This window comes from Thalassospira sp. UBA1131 (assembly GCF_002311515.1).
Lineage (GTDB): Bacteria > Pseudomonadota > Alphaproteobacteria > Rhodospirillales > Thalassospiraceae > Thalassospira.
This window is the reverse complement of sequence record NZ_DCAO01000008.1, coordinates 1-14,410: the sequence shown is the minus strand read 5'-3', so window position 1 is coordinate 14,410 and position 14,410 is coordinate 1. Positions and strand designations below refer to the sequence as shown.

The window sequence follows — 14,410 nt, the reverse complement described above, 5'->3', positions numbered from 1 at the left end:
TTGGTCAGTTGGTCACGCTCGGCATTGGGAAGGTCACCAACCTCCATCAGGGCATTCACAAACAGGCGCAGGCCCTTTTCACTGGGCAGGCGCCCGGCCGAAATGTGCGGCGCGACCAGAAGACCCATTTCCTCAAGATCGGACATGACATTGCGAATGGTCGCCGCCGAAAGGTTTTCGGACATGCGACGCGCAATCGACCGCGAGCCGATCGGCTCGCCGGTTTCGACATAGGCATCGACAATCTGGCGGAACACTTCACGTGACCGCGCATTCATGTCGCCCAGCAATGTATCGTCAAAATGCGCCATGTGTTGCTTGCCAATTGATCCAGATGGATGAAGCGTTAAACGTGAGGAGAATTTAGTCAGGCAAACGCATTGCGTCAATTGCACGGCCTATTGCTAAGCCAAGCTTGTAAATTTGGTCGAAGTTGTTGGTTTAACTGCTTTGCGCCAGGATTGCACCAGAACAGATAAAAACATCCGGGGAAACTGCTGGACGTTTGGTGGGGCACATCTTACTTTGGGCCAAATTTTTCAGGACAGTTTCGCTTCGTGCGCGGGCAATCAAGTCGCCGCGAACGCAAGCCCAGACAACCAAGAGGTTCTTTCTCATGCGCCCTTCCGGCCGTACCCCCGATCAGCTTCGCGATGTAACGATTGAAACCGGCGTTTCCAAATATGCCGAAGGTTCCTGCCTGATCAAATTCGGCGACACGCATGTGATCTGTACCGCGACGGTCGAAGACAAAGTGCCGGGCTGGATGCGCAATTCCGGCAAGGGCTGGATCACCGCTGAATACGGCATGCTGCCGCGCGCAACCGATAGCCGCATGCAACGCGAAGCAGCGCGCGGTGGTCAGTCCGGCCGCACCCAGGAAATTCAGCGCCTGATTGGCCGTTCGATCCGAGCGGTTGCCGATATGAAGGCAATGGGTGAAATGCAGATGCGCCTTGATTGCGATGTCATTCAGGCCGATGGCGGTACGCGCACCGCATCGATCACCGGTGCCTATGTGGCCGCCTATCTGGCGTTTCAGGGCGTGCGTCGCCTTGGCCTGATCAAGGAAATCCCGCTGACTCAGCCGGTCGCAGCGATTTCATGCGGCATCTATGAAGGTGAAGCGGTACTTGATCTTGATTACGTCGAAGACAGCAATGCCGGGGCTGATGCCAACTTCGTGCTGGCGGGCAATGGCGGCATTGTCGAAGTACAGGCAACCGCCGAAGACGTGCCGTTTGATCGCGCATCCTATGACCAGATGTTCGCGCTGGCGGAAAAAGGCTGCAAGGAATTGTTCGCCAAGCAGCGTGAGGCGCTTGGTCTTTAAGGCACCGTAATATTGACGGCGGGAATTGGGCCTGCCGTTTTTTCGCATCAGTTGGATATCGCAGTTTCAGGCAAGACCATGGCCCGTCGTTTCACGGAAAAAAAACTCGTCATCGCCAGCCACAACAAAGGCAAAATCAGGGAAATCGGTGAACTTCTTAAACCATTCGGGATTGAGGTTGTCTCAGCCGGTGAACTTGGTTTGCCCGAACCCGAAGAAACCGAAAAAACTTTCATCGGAAATGCGCAGCTGAAATCAACGGCGGCGGCCAAAGGGGCCAATCTGCCCGCCCTTGCTGATGACAGTGGCCTGGTTGTTTCTGCCCTTGATGGCGCACCGGGCATCTATTCCGCGCGCTGGGCCGGGCCCGACAAGGATTTCGACATGGCGATGGAAAAAGTTCATAACGGTATCGGTAATCATCCGGATCGCCGGGCGTCCTTTGTTTGTGCCTTGTCGCTCGCCTGGCCGGACGGGCATGTCGAGAATTTCGAAGGCCGGGTTGAAGGTGAAATCGTCTGGCCCAAGCGAGGAGGCCAGGGCTTTGCCTATGACGGGATTTTCCAGCCAAAGGGTTACGGGGAAACCTTTGGCGAAATGGATCCGGCGAAAAAGCATGAAATGAGCCACCGTGCCGATGCCTTCCGCCAGTTGGTCAAAGCCTGCTTCGAAGACTGATTTCAGGTTTAACCACCTGCATTGAACTTACGCACGCATCGCGGATGTCATGATCGGCGGTGCGTGTTACGTTACAGGCCAATATTCCAGCGTTTGAAAAGAGTCCCGCGTGTCCGCAGCCTCAAGTGAAACCGTGCCGTTTGGCATTTATATCCACTGGCCATTCTGCCTGTCGAAATGCCCGTATTGCGATTTCAACAGCCATGTCGCGAACAGTGTTGATCATGTGCGCTGGCGTAAGGCGCTCCGGGCGGAGCTTGCCCATGGTGCGGCCCGCCATCCCGGGCGGACGGTGGGATCGGTGTTCTTTGGCGGCGGCACGCCATCCTTGATGGACCCGGAAACCGCCGGGGCCTTGATCGAGGACATCAAATCTTTCTGGCCAGTTACGGATGATCTTGAAATCACGCTGGAAGCCAACCCCGGCACGGTCGAAATTGACCGTTTTTCGGCCTTTGCCGCCAACGGGATCAACCGTGTTTCGATCGGTATTCAGGCGCTCAATGACCGTGACCTGAAATTCCTTGGTCGCCTGCACAGTGCCGAGGAAGCCATGCGGGCCCTGGATGTTGCGACATCGGTCTTTGATCGTTTTTCGTTTGATCTGATCTATGCCCGCCCGGAACACGATCCCAAGGCCTGGCGGGCGGAGCTGCGTGAGGGGCTTGGCATCGCCAATGGCCACATCTCGCTTTATCAGCTGACCATTGAGCCGGGCACACAGTTCCATACCCTGCATCAGCGCGGCGATCTGGTCGTGCCGGACGAGGACCTTGCGACCGAGCTCTACGAGATCACCCAGGAAGAAACCGAACGTGCCGGCTATCGCTGCTATGAGGTGTCCAACCACGCCAAACCGGGACAGGAAAGCCGCCATAACCTGGTGTATTGGCGCTATGGCGATTATCTTGGCATCGGGCCGGGCGCGCATGGCCGCGAGGCGGTGGTTGGTGCCGATCGCAACACCACACCCATGGCAGTTCGTCGTCACCGTGCGCCTGATATCTGGCTCGATCGGGTGGAAAAGCATGGTCATGGCACACAGGAAGAAACCGCGCTCGAGGCTGATGAACGCCTGCTTGAAATGGTGATGATGGGCCTCAGGCTCAATGAAACCATCCCGTCTGCACGGTTTGAACGCATTATCGGCAAGGGGCCGGGTGATGTTTTGGCACTTGATCGGCTCGAAACCCTGATCGAGTCTGGTGATCTGATCTGTGATTCTTCGGGGCTGCGCGCCACCGATCAGGGCAGGAACCGTTTAAACGGTGTTCTGGCCTATTTATTCGACCACGTGGCGTGATCCCAAACGGCTAAAACGCCAAGAAAAACCGGGCGATTGGCGGGGACCTGCAATCGGGCGCAGGAAGTTTCACCAAACCATCAAAAAGTTGGTTGACACTTAAGCCTGACCGCGTATATTCCGCCCCGTTCCGGCGGACACCGCCCGAACAAATACCACAAGCCCCTATGCCCAGGTGGCGGAATTGGTAGACGCGCTGGCTTCAGGTGCCAGTGGCCATTAGGCCGTGGAAGTTCGAGTCTTCTCCTGGGCACCATACCCCAGCACATTTTTGATGTGCTGGGGTATTGTCGTTTTGGGGCCGGGTTTGCGTTTTAGTCTTTTCGAGACCGGCTTGACTGGTTACAAGCAGAAATCGAGTTAAAAATGAGCTGCGAAAACTATGCAACCCGAAGTCAGTTTTGTTCTGCCGGTCTACAACAAAGAAAATGCTCTTCGTTATTTCTTTGCGTCTTTGTTGGGTCAGACGGGCGAAATACCTTTTGAGGTTGTTTTCGTAGATGACGTGTCGACAGATAATTCTCTGGCGATCCTTGAAGAATTTTCAGCGAAGCACGACTTCGTTCGGGTAATCAGCAATACAGTCAATGCGGGTCCATCAATTCGGCTCAACCAGGGAGCCGAGACCGCAAATGGCAAATATCTGGCACTGTTTGACTGTGATGAAATCCTTGCGCCAAATGCGCTTGATATGCTGCTTTCACTTGCAAAACAGCATAATGCAGACATGGTGCACGGTCATTGCCGCAAGACCACCGAACCAATCGATAAAGTGGTGGCTCCTCGGATTACAGAAGATTTCAAGCTTAGTATCCACAAGAATCCGCTTGAGAGGATCCTTGGTCGCGGTATGGTGCGGATGACTTGGCTTGTTGAACGGGATGTTTTCGTCGCAGCAGGCGGGTGCGATGAGACGGTCTTCGTTCAGGATGAGTCGTTGCCGTTGCGACTTTCGGCATACGCAAAGTGCCTTCTTGATACTGACATGGTTCTTACGCTGGTGCCGGACGTCGGAAGCCACATTTCGCAAAATACCTTGCAGCTTAATCATGATCGATTTTTGGTCTATCTGAACTTTCTGGAGGCTCACCCGGAGTTGCCGCAAGAAACGCGCGTGAAGCTTTATCGCAAGTGTGTTTCGGCCATAAAAAAGGCGCGCCGTGATGGGGCACCTATTCCGATGATACCTTTGTTTGTTCGCTACGTTGCGGGGAGACTCGGATTTGTTGATACCGACCCTTCAGCATTGCAATCCTATCGCAATATTTTTCAAAACTTATCAAACATCCGCCATATTAAAGAAGTGAATTGCTGAAGATGACCTCGCTTGATCGAAAGTTGCACCTCGCGGCCAGTTTTTTGCTGCTTTGCCTTCCGGCATTCTTGATATTTTCCCGCGCAGTCGCCGATATCTCGGTCGTCCTGATTGGTGTGATTTTTCTTGTGCGATCTTGGTCGGCCAAGGATTGGTCTTGGGCGCGCGAAAAAGATATTCTGGTTCTTCTGATCATATTTGTCTTGATGAATGTCTTTGTGTCACCTTTTGCTGAGTATGTCGGCAAAAGTTTCGGGCGTTCGCTAAGTTGGCTCAGGTTTATTATCTTTTATGCAGCAGTAACCCGCTGGGTTTTGACGGATGAGCGCACGATCCATCGATTTATTATTGTTGTGCTATGTACGATGGCGTTGGCGGCACTTGATGCACTTTACCAGTTCCTCGTAGGTGTTTCCCTGATATCTGGGCAGCCGATGACTGGCCGTTTAACCGGGCCTCTCGACCGGCCAAATATCGGTATGTATCTGGCTAAACTGGGTCTTGCGACCAGTGCGTTGGGTTTCGTTCTTTACGCTCGTGGGCAATCCAACAAGCTTTTCCTGGCAGCGTGTTGTGTGTCCCCGCTTTTACTAACGGTTGTATTTTTGAGTGGTGAGCGAGCAGCAAGTGTGCTGACATTGTTGGCTCTTTTGCTGGTAACTTTCAGTCTGCTTCTTTCGGGAAAATTTGCTCGTAAGATAGCGATTGGCTTGTCCCTGTGTGGAGGGGCGGCATTGACATTTTTGCTTATGACCAACGAGCGCATCTGGGGGCGCGTTGAGCAACTGGCCAACGTGCTTTCGGACTATACCGACTCAATTTATGGTCAACTCGTGTTACTGGGACTACGCTTCTTTGGTGAGAACCCGATAACCGGGACTGGAATGGGAAACTTTCCCTTGGTCTGCAAAGATTATGTGCAGCAAGGATTGGACAGCGCGCTTTGTCACCCGCACCCACACAACTTTTACATCGAATGGTTGTCGGATACCGGTTTGATTGGCACCATTCCATTTACCATTTTTATGGTGATTTTGTACTGGAACGGCGCGAAAGCCCTTTTTGGTCCGCGTGACACCAGGCTACTTGGCGGGCTTTATTTGGGGGTTATGGTGATGTCGGTATTTCCCCTTTCAGTAACGCAAAGCCTGTTTTCAAATTGGCCTGCCATGCTGGCGTGGTTGTCGATCGCAAGTGCTGTCGCAGCACTCAGGTTCGCAACACAAAAGTCAAACTGAGCAACGCGTTCTTCTTTCGGGCCATTCAGGGGCGACTTTTGCGGTGCGATGCGCGGTTTGCTGTGTTAAGAACAGGCAAATTTTGACATTTGGAGAACCGCGATGACCAATTTCCTCCATCTCGGAGATCTGCCGGGTGACCTTGACCTTGGAAAGGTCGTGGCCATTGACAGTGAGACCATGGGCCTTAACCCGCACCGCGACCGTTTGTGTGTCGTGCAGCTTTCAAGCGGGGATGGCAATGCCCATCTGGTCAAGTTTGATGGGGAAGATTACAGCGCGCCGAACCTGAAAAAGCTCCTGGCTGATCCGTCGGTGTTGAAGCTGTTTCATTTCGGGCGTTTTGACATCGCAGTGATGGACAAATATCTCGGCGTGCGTTGCGCGCCAGTCTATTGCACCAAGATCGCCTCCAAGCTGGTGCGCACCTATACTGACCGTCATGGTCTGAAGGATGTGCTGCGCGAAACCGTCGGGGTCGAGATTTCCAAGCAGCAGCAGAGCTCCGACTGGGGTGCAGCGGAGCTTTCTAAGGAACAGATCGATTACGCGGCCTCGGACGTTTTGTATCTGCACAAAGCCAAGGAAGAGCTTGATCGTCGTCTGGCGCGCGAAGGGCGTACCGAGATCGCGCAGGCCTGTTTTGACTTCCTGCCGACCCGCGCGACGCTTGATCTGGCAGGCTGGGAAGAAACCGATATTTTTGCCCATTCATAAGGTCGGCATAAGGCCGGTTAACCGTCTGTGAAGATTGGCGGTGTATGGGGGATGCAATAGAATTGACCCCCACGCCAACCGGGTTCATAGTTTTGGCCCAATGATCTTGCAAGATGGGTCAAATAGCCTATCTCCGGGCGGGAAACGCTAACAAGAAACAGATGACAGTGACCCCAGTCTCAAAAGACGTCTCAAACGAGTCCCCCAAAGTGCCAGCACCGGCGAGTGACGCCGATCTTGCCATCGCGCGCCGTGTTCTTGATATCGAGGCCAATGCGCTGCGTGAACTTGCAGAATCTCTTGATGGTGAGTTCTGCAACGTTATTAACCTGATCGAGGGCCTGAAAGGCCGTCTGGTTGTCACCGGCATGGGCAAAAGCGGCCATATTGCCAAGAAAATCGCCGCGACCTTTGCCTCGACCGGCACCCCGTCCTTTTTCGTCCATCCCGCCGAGGCCAGCCACGGTGATCTGGGCATGATTGGCAAGGATGATGCGGTTCTGGCCCTGTCCAACTCCGGTGAAACCCCGGAACTGTCCGACATTATTGCCTTTACCCGCCGGTTTAACGTGCCGCTGATCGGCATGACCCGCAAACCGGAAAGCTCGCTTGCCAAGCAGTCCGATTGTCCGCTGGTCCTGCCGGCAAGCCCTGAAGCCTGCCCGAACAAGCAGGCGCCGACGACATCAACCACCGCCATGCTGGCCCTTGCCGATGCACTGGCGGTGACATTGATGGAGCGGCGCGGCTTTACATCCGAAGATTTCCGCACCTTCCATCCCGGTGGCAAGCTGGGTCAGCGGTTGCTGCATGTCCATGACGTCATGCACGGGGTTGATACCCTGCCCCTGATTTCGCCCGATGCCCTGATGGCCGAGGCGCTCGTTACCATGACCAGCCACTCGTTTGGCTGTGTCGGTGTGGTTGATGATGCCGGTGTTCTGGCCGGGATCGTGACGGATGGCGATTTGCGCCGTCACATGGCCGATAATCTGGTGGCGATGAAGGTGGGTGATGTCATGACCACTGGGCCGAAAGTGACCAGTGCCGATGCCCTGGCGGTTGAAGCACTTGCCATCATGAATGACCGTTCGATCACGTCCCTGTTTGTCTTGGATGACGGTGGTGTGCCGGTGGGCCTTGTGCATATCCATGATCTGTTGCGCGTCGGGGTGGCATAACGCATGAGCACAGAGGGCACGCCACAGGTCGAAGACCGCGAAAAAAGCCAGCAGAAGGCAGCGCGTGACGAACGTCAGGCGCGCCATGAGCGTGGCTTTTCGCGTGATCGCATGCCCTCGGCCCGGCGCAATGTGCGGATCAATCCGTTTCGCCGCGTCATCGTCAATATGCTGAAATTCGTGCTGCCGCTGATCGCAATGACGATCATGGCGCTGGTGGTTTTGTGGCCGCAGATCGAACAGGTTCAGGATAGCGGTTTTCGGCTTGGCTTTTCGACCTCGCCCGAGGATCTGATGGAAAATGTCGCGATGAGCAATCCGCGCTTCTTTGGCGTGGATGGCAATCGCCAGCCCTTTACGGTGACCGCGAGCGAAGCGGTGGAAACCGACGCAACCGAAACACGGCCCGATCATGTCTATCTGTCCGGTCCGCAGGCCGATATCACGCTGAATGACGGATCGTGGATCGCGATGACCGCCAATGAAGGCTTCTATACCGAAACCGACGGGATGCTTGATCTGGTGGGTACGGTCAATATGTACCACGATAACGGTTTTGAAATTCACACCGAGGAAGCTGAAATCGCCATGAATTCCGGCAGTGCCAGCGGTGATGTGCCGGTTGACGGGCAGGGGCCGTTTGGCACCATTGCATCGGATTCCGGGTTTGAGCTTGAAGACAAGGGGGCGGTGATCCGCTTTTTGGGGAAATCCCGGCTGGTGATTTTCGACAGTGCATTGAATTCGACGGAGCAATGAGAGGGAAGTCATGATTGCGATGCCGCATCTCGCCCGCAAGACTGGAACGGTTCTGACACCACTTATGCTGGGGGGCTTTATGCTGGGTGCGGCCGCGCTTGGTCTGTCGACCATGGCAAAGCATGCAGCGGCCAATCCGTTGGGTTTGGCCCAGAACGGCAGTGGCGGGCTTGAAGTCGAGTCTGATAACGGCATCGAATGGCGCCGCAATGAACAGATCCTGATTGCCCGTGGCAATGCGGTGGCGAAGCGCGGTTCCTCGCGCGTCGATGCCGACGAGTTGCAGGCGCTCTATCGTGATCGCGACGGCAATAGCGAGATTTACCGCATCATTGCGACCGGCAATGTCAAACTCTCATCCGATACCGATGTCGCTGTTGGCGATCGTGCAGTCTATGACATTGACGAGGCCGTGGTTGTTCTGACCGGTGATAACCTGAAATACACCACGCCCAATGAAACCCTGACCGCGCGCGACAGCCTTGAATACTGGGAAACAGAGCGCGTCGCGGTGGCACGCGGGGATGCGGTCGCGGTATCCGAGGACCGCACGCTCCGCGGGGATGTTTTGACCGCGCGCTTTGAGGCCGGTTCGGATGGCGCAAACGAATTGCGCCGCATCGACGGGCAGGGCAATGTGAATATTCGCACAGCAACAGAGTTTGTTGTTGGCGATCAGGGTGTTTATGATGCGAAAACAGGTATCGCCACCCTTGTCGGATCGGTTAAGATCACCCGCGGGGAGAACCAGTTGAACGGGGATCGTGCCGTGGTCGATCTGAATACCGGGATCAGTCGTCTGACGGCTGACGGTAATGGCGATGGCAAAACCCGCGTTCGGGGCCTTCTGGTTCCGCAAAAAGACGAAAACAACAGCCCGGCCGATGCCGGGACCGGTAACTGAGAAAGGTCGGTCATTTGTTCTGGTCGCGCAAAAGCGTAAAATCCGACAACGCAAAGGCGACAGCTGTATCTGGCAGCGCACAGCCAACTGACGGCGGGGCAAGCGGCCCGCGCCTGATCACCACCAACAAGGGTCTTGTGGCGCATAATCTGGGCAAAAGCTTTAAGAAGCGTCCGGTGCTGAAAGATGTCTCGGTTTCGGTGCAGCGCGGCGAGGCGGTTGGCCTTCTGGGGCCGAACGGGGCCGGCAAGACCACCAGTTTTTATATCATTACCGGCCTGATTGCCGCAGACCGCGGCACGATTTCCCTTGATGGGCGCGATATCACCATGATGCCGATGTATCAGCGTGCGCGCATGGGAATCGGCTATTTGCCGCAGGAAGCCTCGATCTTCCGCGGCATGACGGTTGAACAGAACATCATGGCCGTGCTTGAAGTGGTCGAGGATGACCGCATCAAGCGCGAACAGTCGCTTGAAGACCTTTTGGCAGAATTTGCCATCGAACATTTGCGCCGCACACCGGCCCTGGCCCTTTCGGGCGGGGAACGCCGTCGTTGCGAGATCGCGCGTGCCTTGGCGGCCCATCCGAACTTTGTTCTGCTTGATGAACCACTTGCCGGGATTGACCCGATTGCAGTGGGGGATATTCGCGATCTTGTACGTCATCTGAAAGATCGTGGCATTGGGGTCTTGATTACTGACCACAATGTGCGCGAGACTCTAGACATTATCGACCGGGCATATATCTTGCATGATGGTCGGGTTCTGATGGAAGGTGGTCCTGAGGAAATCGTCAGAAACGACGATGTACGAAGGGTTTATCTGGGCGATCGTTTCAGCCTTTGATAACACCCACCAGACCGTCAACCAAGTCTAGGGGGAGTTCGGATTGACACGGGGTAGTGCATAAATGGCCCTGAAGGCGCGTCTGGATCTACGCCAGTCCCAGTCACTTGTCATGACTCCCCAGCTGCAGCAGGCAATCAAACTGCTGCAATTCAATAATATTGAGCTTTCTAATTTCATCGACAGTGAACTGATGGAAAACCCGCTGTTGGAGCGGGCCGATCCCGGCCAGACCTATGCCGAGGCCGGTGATGGTGCGGTTGGCAATGGCGATGAAGGCCTTGATAGCCGATCAAACGACAATTTCACGGACCGCGATGACCGGTTCGGCACCGATCGCCTGACGTCCAGCGAAACCATGGGCAGTGATGACGGCCCGCTGGATGTTTCAAGTGACGCGCTTTATGGCGGCGAAGGTGAAATCACCCGCAACGGTGAACCGGTTTCAGGCAGTCACGATTATTCCGCGCCCTATAGCGGGGGGGCCGGTGGCGGTGCCGGCGGTTCGGCCGCAGGTGGGGATGACCTTCCGGGGCTGGAACAGACGCTGGCCGATGAAGCGACATTGCGCCAGACCCTTGATGATCAGCTTAATATCGCCTTTGCCGATGCCATGTCGCGTATGATCGGCAGTTACCTGATCGATATGCTTGATGAAAACGGCTATATCAGCGGCGATCTTGATGAAGTTTCCGAATCCCTTGAATGCGATATCGCGGATGTCGAACGCGTTCTGAAGGTCATGCAGGGCTTTGACCCGGTTGGTATTTTTGCCCGCGATCTGGCGGAATGTCTGGAATTGCAACTCCGCGAACTCAACCGGTTTGATCCGGCGATGGCAGCCCTTCTGGCCAATCTTGATTTGCTGGCCAAGCGGGACTTTGATCGCCTGCGTCGGGTATGCGGCGTCGATTCGGATGATCTCCATGACATGATCGCCGAGATCAAAACCCTTGATCCGCGCCCGGGCAAGACCGCTGATGGCGAAATCGCAACCCCGGTGATCCCGGACGTTCTGATGCGTGCGGCGGGCAATGGCAACTGGCATCTGGAACTGAATTCCGAAGCCCTGCCGCGGGTGCTGGTCAATGAAGACTATGTGGCCCAAATCGGGTCTGGCCTGCGCGATCGCGAAGAGCGTGGCTTCATGAGCGAGAAGCTGCAAAGTGCAAACTGGCTGGTCAAGGCGCTGCATCAGCGTGCAACCACGATCATGAAGGTTGCCAGCGAAATCGTGCGCCAGCAGGACGGGTTCTTTACCCACGGGGTTGCGCATCTGCGGCCATTGATCCTGCGCGACATCGCCGAAGCAATCGGCATGCATGAAAGTACGGTTTCACGTGTGACCAACGGCAAGTTCATGTCGACGCCGCGCGGCATGTTCGAGCTGAAATATTTCTTCACCACAGCAATTTCATCTTCAGATGGTGGCGATGCCTATTCGTCCGAAGCGGTGCGTCACCGGATCAAGTCCTTGATCGACAACGAAGAACCCAAGAAGATTTTGTCGGATGACAAACTGGTTGAGCTTCTGGGCAAGGAAGGGATCGACATCGCGCGTCGAACAGTGGCAAAATACCGCGAAGCGATGCGCATCCCATCGTCAGTGCAGCGTCGGCGCGAGAAAAAATCACGTGCTTCCTAGCACGAATTTATCGAAAAAATGCACCTTAAGGTGCTGTAATTCAAGGGAACATACCCATATCTTGACTTGGTAATGACGAGGGAATATGGTGCGCCCACCTACGAGAGGGGCACCAAACTGGTATGTCACTCAACCGGGGATAGGCGATCCATGCAAATTACGGTTATCGGTAAGCAACTTGACGTTGGCGATGCTTTTCGCCAGCACGTCGTCGAGACCTTGGACCCTGCAGTAGAGAAGTATTTCGATCACGCGATTGAAGCCACGGTGACCGTCACCAAACAGGCACATCTCTATCACGCGCAGATTTCGGTCCATGTCGGCAAGGGCATGATGGTTCAGGCCAAGGCATCAGCGAACGAGGTTTATCCCGCGTTTGATGCCGCCTGTGACAGAGTGGCCAAACAGTTGCGGCGTTATAAACGGCGCCTGCGTGACCATCACGCAACCCGTGACCACTATGAGGAGGCTCGCCTGGAGGCGATCCACTATGTGATCGCACAGGAAGATGAAGATCAAACGGACGATAATCACACAAATGGCTTCGAGCCAGTGATTGTTGCCGAGACACCCGATCGCATTGATACGCTTTCCGTCGGGGAAGCTGTCATGCGGCTCGACTTGGGGGACATTCCGGCGCTTATGTTCCGGAATGGCAAACATGGCGGACTGAACGTTGTCTACCGTCGCTCGGACGGAAATATCGGCTGGTTGGACCCAAACGATAATGAAGCGAGTGGCGCGTGACAGACACAGATTCCGAGCCAAACAACGCAACGCGAAAAATGGACATATCATCTATTCTTACTCCGTCCGGAGTTATTCCGGCACTGCGTGCCGGTGCGAAGAAGGCTGTGCTTGAGGAACTTGCCGAAAAGGCCGCCGAAGTTACCGGCCGCCCTGCAAGCGAGATTTTCTCTGTCCTGCTTGACCGTGAAAAGCTTGGCAGTACCGGTGTCGGTGGCGGTGTCGCGATTCCGCATGGCAAGCTCAATGATCTGGACCGCCTGTATATGGTCTTTGCCCGTGCAGGCAATCCGATCGAGTTTGACGCGGTTGATGAACACCCGGTCGACCTTTTCTGCATGCTGATTGCGCCCGAAGAAGCCGGTGCCGATCACCTGAAAGCACTGGCACGGATTTCCCGTCTGCTGCGTAATCAGGGCATGTGTGACAAGCTCCGCGGTGCCGGATCTGCAGATGCGATTTACGCATTGCTGACCCAGGACGAGGCCGAACAGGCCGCCTGAAAAGGTCAGTGAGTGGCGGGTAACCCCCGTAACAGACACAAGATTTAAAAAAACCGGACGCCTGATTGGGCGTCCGGTTTTGTTTTGGAATATTGGACCCGACGGTGGAGCAGGTTGTGCTTCTGACCTGATCAGGCTTCGGCGGTCTTGGGCTCTTCGGGATCCTTTACGTCTGTCAGGCGCGCGGCCAGAACAACAAGATAAAGCACCGGAATGCCGATCACGGCCGTGCCGATAAAGAACCAGCTATATCCGACCGCATCAACCACCGTGCCCGAGAAGCCGGCAAGGATTTTCGGGAACAGGGTCATGATCGAACTGAAGATCGCGTACTGCATCGCCGTGAACGAGATATTGGTCAGGCCCGACAGATAGGCGATGAAGGCCGCCGTTGCGAGACCACCCGACAGGTTATCGGCCATGATGACAACGACAAACATCGTGGTATCCGGGCCAAGCTGAGCCATGAAGGCAAACAGGACATTGGTGATTGCTGATAACAACGCGCCAAGAAACAGGATCCGCACCACGCCATAGCGGACCGACAGAACCCCGCCCAGGAAACTGCCGCCAATGGTCATGAACAGGCCGAATGTCTTGGAAACGGCGGCGATTTCTTCCTTGGAATAACCAAGGTCGGTGTAAAACACGTTGGCCATCACGCCCATGACGATATCGGCGATGCGATACACCCCGATCAGGGCCAGGATGACGATGGCAGCCTTGCCATATCGGTCAATGAAGTCCTTGACCGGCGAGATATAGGTTTCCTGAACCATGCCGGTCGGTGTTAGGCCAACCCGGGTGGTGAGCCAGGCAACAAGGATGGCAAATCCGACCGAAATGGCCAGTTTGACGGTGCCAGCAATAAAGCCTGACAGCTCGCTGATCATGCCGCCGTCAGTCAGGGCGGTTTTCAGCGGATTGGTGATTTCCCCGGCATAGACATTGGCAAGGATGAAGGCGATCACGGTAAGCGCGAACATCGCCAGAAACCGGACATAGTCCGATGTTTCGTGGAAATATTTGCTGTCGAGCTTTACGACCTTGGGCTCGCTGACAAGAAGGGTGGTGATCACTCCCACACACATCGCAAGCGCCATGCAGGCATAGGCCACCGTCCAGGCATGGTGTTGATAGGTACCTTCAGCCTCAAACAATCCGGCAATGGTCAGGGCCCCGGCACCAGCGACGATCATGCCGATGCGATAACCACCGATATAGGCCGAACTCATCATT

At 55.2% G+C, this 14,410-nt stretch carries 15 protein-coding genes and 1 tRNA gene; 14 read left to right on the top strand and 2 right to left on the bottom strand.

The window, feature by feature from the left end; all coding sequences use genetic code 11:
- A partial coding sequence (locus B3Z49_RS01155) for a winged-helix domain-containing protein (RefSeq protein WP_414716232.1) occupies positions 1-311 on the bottom strand: 311 nt, incomplete at its 3' end.
- Between the two features lie 305 nt (positions 312-616).
- On the opposite strand from B3Z49_RS01155, the gene rph reads away from it, so the two are divergent.
- From rph to ptsN, 14 genes are all read left to right on the top strand, one after another.
- The gene (gene rph / locus B3Z49_RS01150; RefSeq protein ID WP_296987608.1) at positions 617-1,333 is read left to right on the top strand and encodes a ribonuclease PH; all 717 of its coding nucleotides are present in this window, start codon (positions 617-619) and stop codon (positions 1,331-1,333) included.
- Between the two features lie 78 nt (positions 1,334-1,411).
- Entirely contained in the window at positions 1,412-2,011 is a 600-nt protein-coding gene (rdgB, locus tag B3Z49_RS01145) for an RdgB/HAM1 family non-canonical purine NTP pyrophosphatase (RefSeq protein WP_296987606.1), read from the top strand.
- A gap of 109 nt (positions 2,012-2,120) precedes the next feature.
- Positions 2,121-3,314, top strand: coding sequence for a radical SAM family heme chaperone HemW (gene hemW / locus B3Z49_RS01140; protein ID WP_296987604.1), 1,194 nt, complete (start codon positions 2,121-2,123; stop codon positions 3,312-3,314).
- A 169-nt stretch (positions 3,315-3,483) separates the two neighbouring features.
- A tRNA-Leu gene (locus tag B3Z49_RS01135) sits at positions 3,484-3,570 on the top strand.
- A 126-nt stretch (positions 3,571-3,696) separates the two neighbouring features.
- Positions 3,697-4,629: a glycosyltransferase family 2 protein gene (locus B3Z49_RS01130; protein ID WP_296987600.1), complete on the top strand. Its 933-nt coding sequence runs from the start codon at positions 3,697-3,699 to the stop codon at positions 4,627-4,629.
- A gap of 2 nt (positions 4,630-4,631) precedes the next feature.
- The gene (locus tag B3Z49_RS01125) at positions 4,632-5,867 is read left to right on the top strand and encodes an O-antigen ligase family protein (protein WP_296987598.1); all 1,236 of its coding nucleotides are present in this window, start codon (positions 4,632-4,634) and stop codon (positions 5,865-5,867) included.
- Positions 5,868-5,969: 102 nt separating this feature from the next.
- Positions 5,970-6,584, top strand: coding sequence for a ribonuclease D (locus tag B3Z49_RS01120; RefSeq protein WP_008888701.1), 615 nt, complete (start codon positions 5,970-5,972; stop codon positions 6,582-6,584).
- A 161-nt stretch (positions 6,585-6,745) separates the two neighbouring features.
- The gene (locus B3Z49_RS01115) at positions 6,746-7,765 is read left to right on the top strand and encodes a KpsF/GutQ family sugar-phosphate isomerase (RefSeq protein ID WP_081579248.1); all 1,020 of its coding nucleotides are present in this window, start codon (positions 6,746-6,748) and stop codon (positions 7,763-7,765) included.
- Positions 7,766-7,768: 3 nt separating this feature from the next.
- A complete protein-coding gene (gene lptC, locus B3Z49_RS01110) occupies positions 7,769-8,524 on the top strand; it encodes an LPS export ABC transporter periplasmic protein LptC (RefSeq protein WP_296987593.1) in 756 nt (251 codons plus the stop codon).
- A 10-nt stretch (positions 8,525-8,534) separates the two neighbouring features.
- A complete protein-coding gene (locus B3Z49_RS01105; protein WP_296987591.1) occupies positions 8,535-9,428 on the top strand; it encodes an LptA/OstA family protein in 894 nt (297 codons plus the stop codon).
- 14 nt (positions 9,429-9,442) lie between these two features.
- A complete protein-coding gene (lptB, locus tag B3Z49_RS01100) occupies positions 9,443-10,276 on the top strand; it encodes an LPS export ABC transporter ATP-binding protein (protein WP_008888697.1) in 834 nt (277 codons plus the stop codon).
- 64 nt (positions 10,277-10,340) lie between these two features.
- The gene (gene rpoN / locus B3Z49_RS01095; RefSeq protein WP_296987588.1) at positions 10,341-11,921 is read left to right on the top strand and encodes an RNA polymerase factor sigma-54; all 1,581 of its coding nucleotides are present in this window, start codon (positions 10,341-10,343) and stop codon (positions 11,919-11,921) included.
- Between the two features lie 72 nt (positions 11,922-11,993).
- Positions 11,994-12,668, top strand: a complete 675-nt coding sequence (gene hpf, locus B3Z49_RS01090) for a ribosome hibernation-promoting factor, HPF/YfiA family (RefSeq protein ID WP_349676357.1) — start codon at positions 11,994-11,996, stop codon at positions 12,666-12,668.
- 38 nt (positions 12,669-12,706) lie between these two features.
- Complete coding sequence (gene ptsN / locus B3Z49_RS01085) at positions 12,707-13,171, top strand: PTS IIA-like nitrogen regulatory protein PtsN (protein WP_008888694.1); 465 nt, start codon at positions 12,707-12,709, stop codon at positions 13,169-13,171.
- Between the two features lie 131 nt (positions 13,172-13,302).
- Here the strand turns inward: ptsN and B3Z49_RS01080 are convergent.
- On the bottom strand, positions 13,303-14,410 hold a 1,108-nt coding region (locus B3Z49_RS01080), incomplete at its 5' end, for an MFS transporter (protein ID WP_296987582.1).

Coding starts and splice junctions, on each gene's coding strand:
- rpoN (WP_296987588.1), top strand. CDS start 10,341: ATGGCCCTGAAGGCGCGTCTGGATCTACGCCAGTCCCAGTCACTTGTC.
- lptC (WP_296987593.1), top strand. CDS start 7,769: ATGAGCACAGAGGGCACGCCACAGGTCGAAGACCGCGAAAAAAGCCAG.
- hpf (WP_349676357.1), top strand. CDS start 11,994: ATGACGAGGGAATATGGTGCGCCCACCTACGAGAGGGGCACCAAACTG.
- rdgB (WP_296987606.1), top strand. CDS start 1,412: ATGGCCCGTCGTTTCACGGAAAAAAAACTCGTCATCGCCAGCCACAAC.
- B3Z49_RS01125 (WP_296987598.1), top strand. CDS start 4,632: ATGACCTCGCTTGATCGAAAGTTGCACCTCGCGGCCAGTTTTTTGCTG.
- B3Z49_RS01130 (WP_296987600.1), top strand. CDS start 3,697: ATGCAACCCGAAGTCAGTTTTGTTCTGCCGGTCTACAACAAAGAAAAT.
- B3Z49_RS01120 (WP_008888701.1), top strand. CDS start 5,970: ATGACCAATTTCCTCCATCTCGGAGATCTGCCGGGTGACCTTGACCTT.
- B3Z49_RS01115 (WP_081579248.1), top strand. CDS start 6,746: ATGACAGTGACCCCAGTCTCAAAAGACGTCTCAAACGAGTCCCCCAAA.
- ptsN (WP_008888694.1), top strand. CDS start 12,707: ATGGACATATCATCTATTCTTACTCCGTCCGGAGTTATTCCGGCACTG.
- B3Z49_RS01105 (WP_296987591.1), top strand. CDS start 8,535: ATGATTGCGATGCCGCATCTCGCCCGCAAGACTGGAACGGTTCTGACA.
- rph (WP_296987608.1), top strand. CDS start 617: ATGCGCCCTTCCGGCCGTACCCCCGATCAGCTTCGCGATGTAACGATT.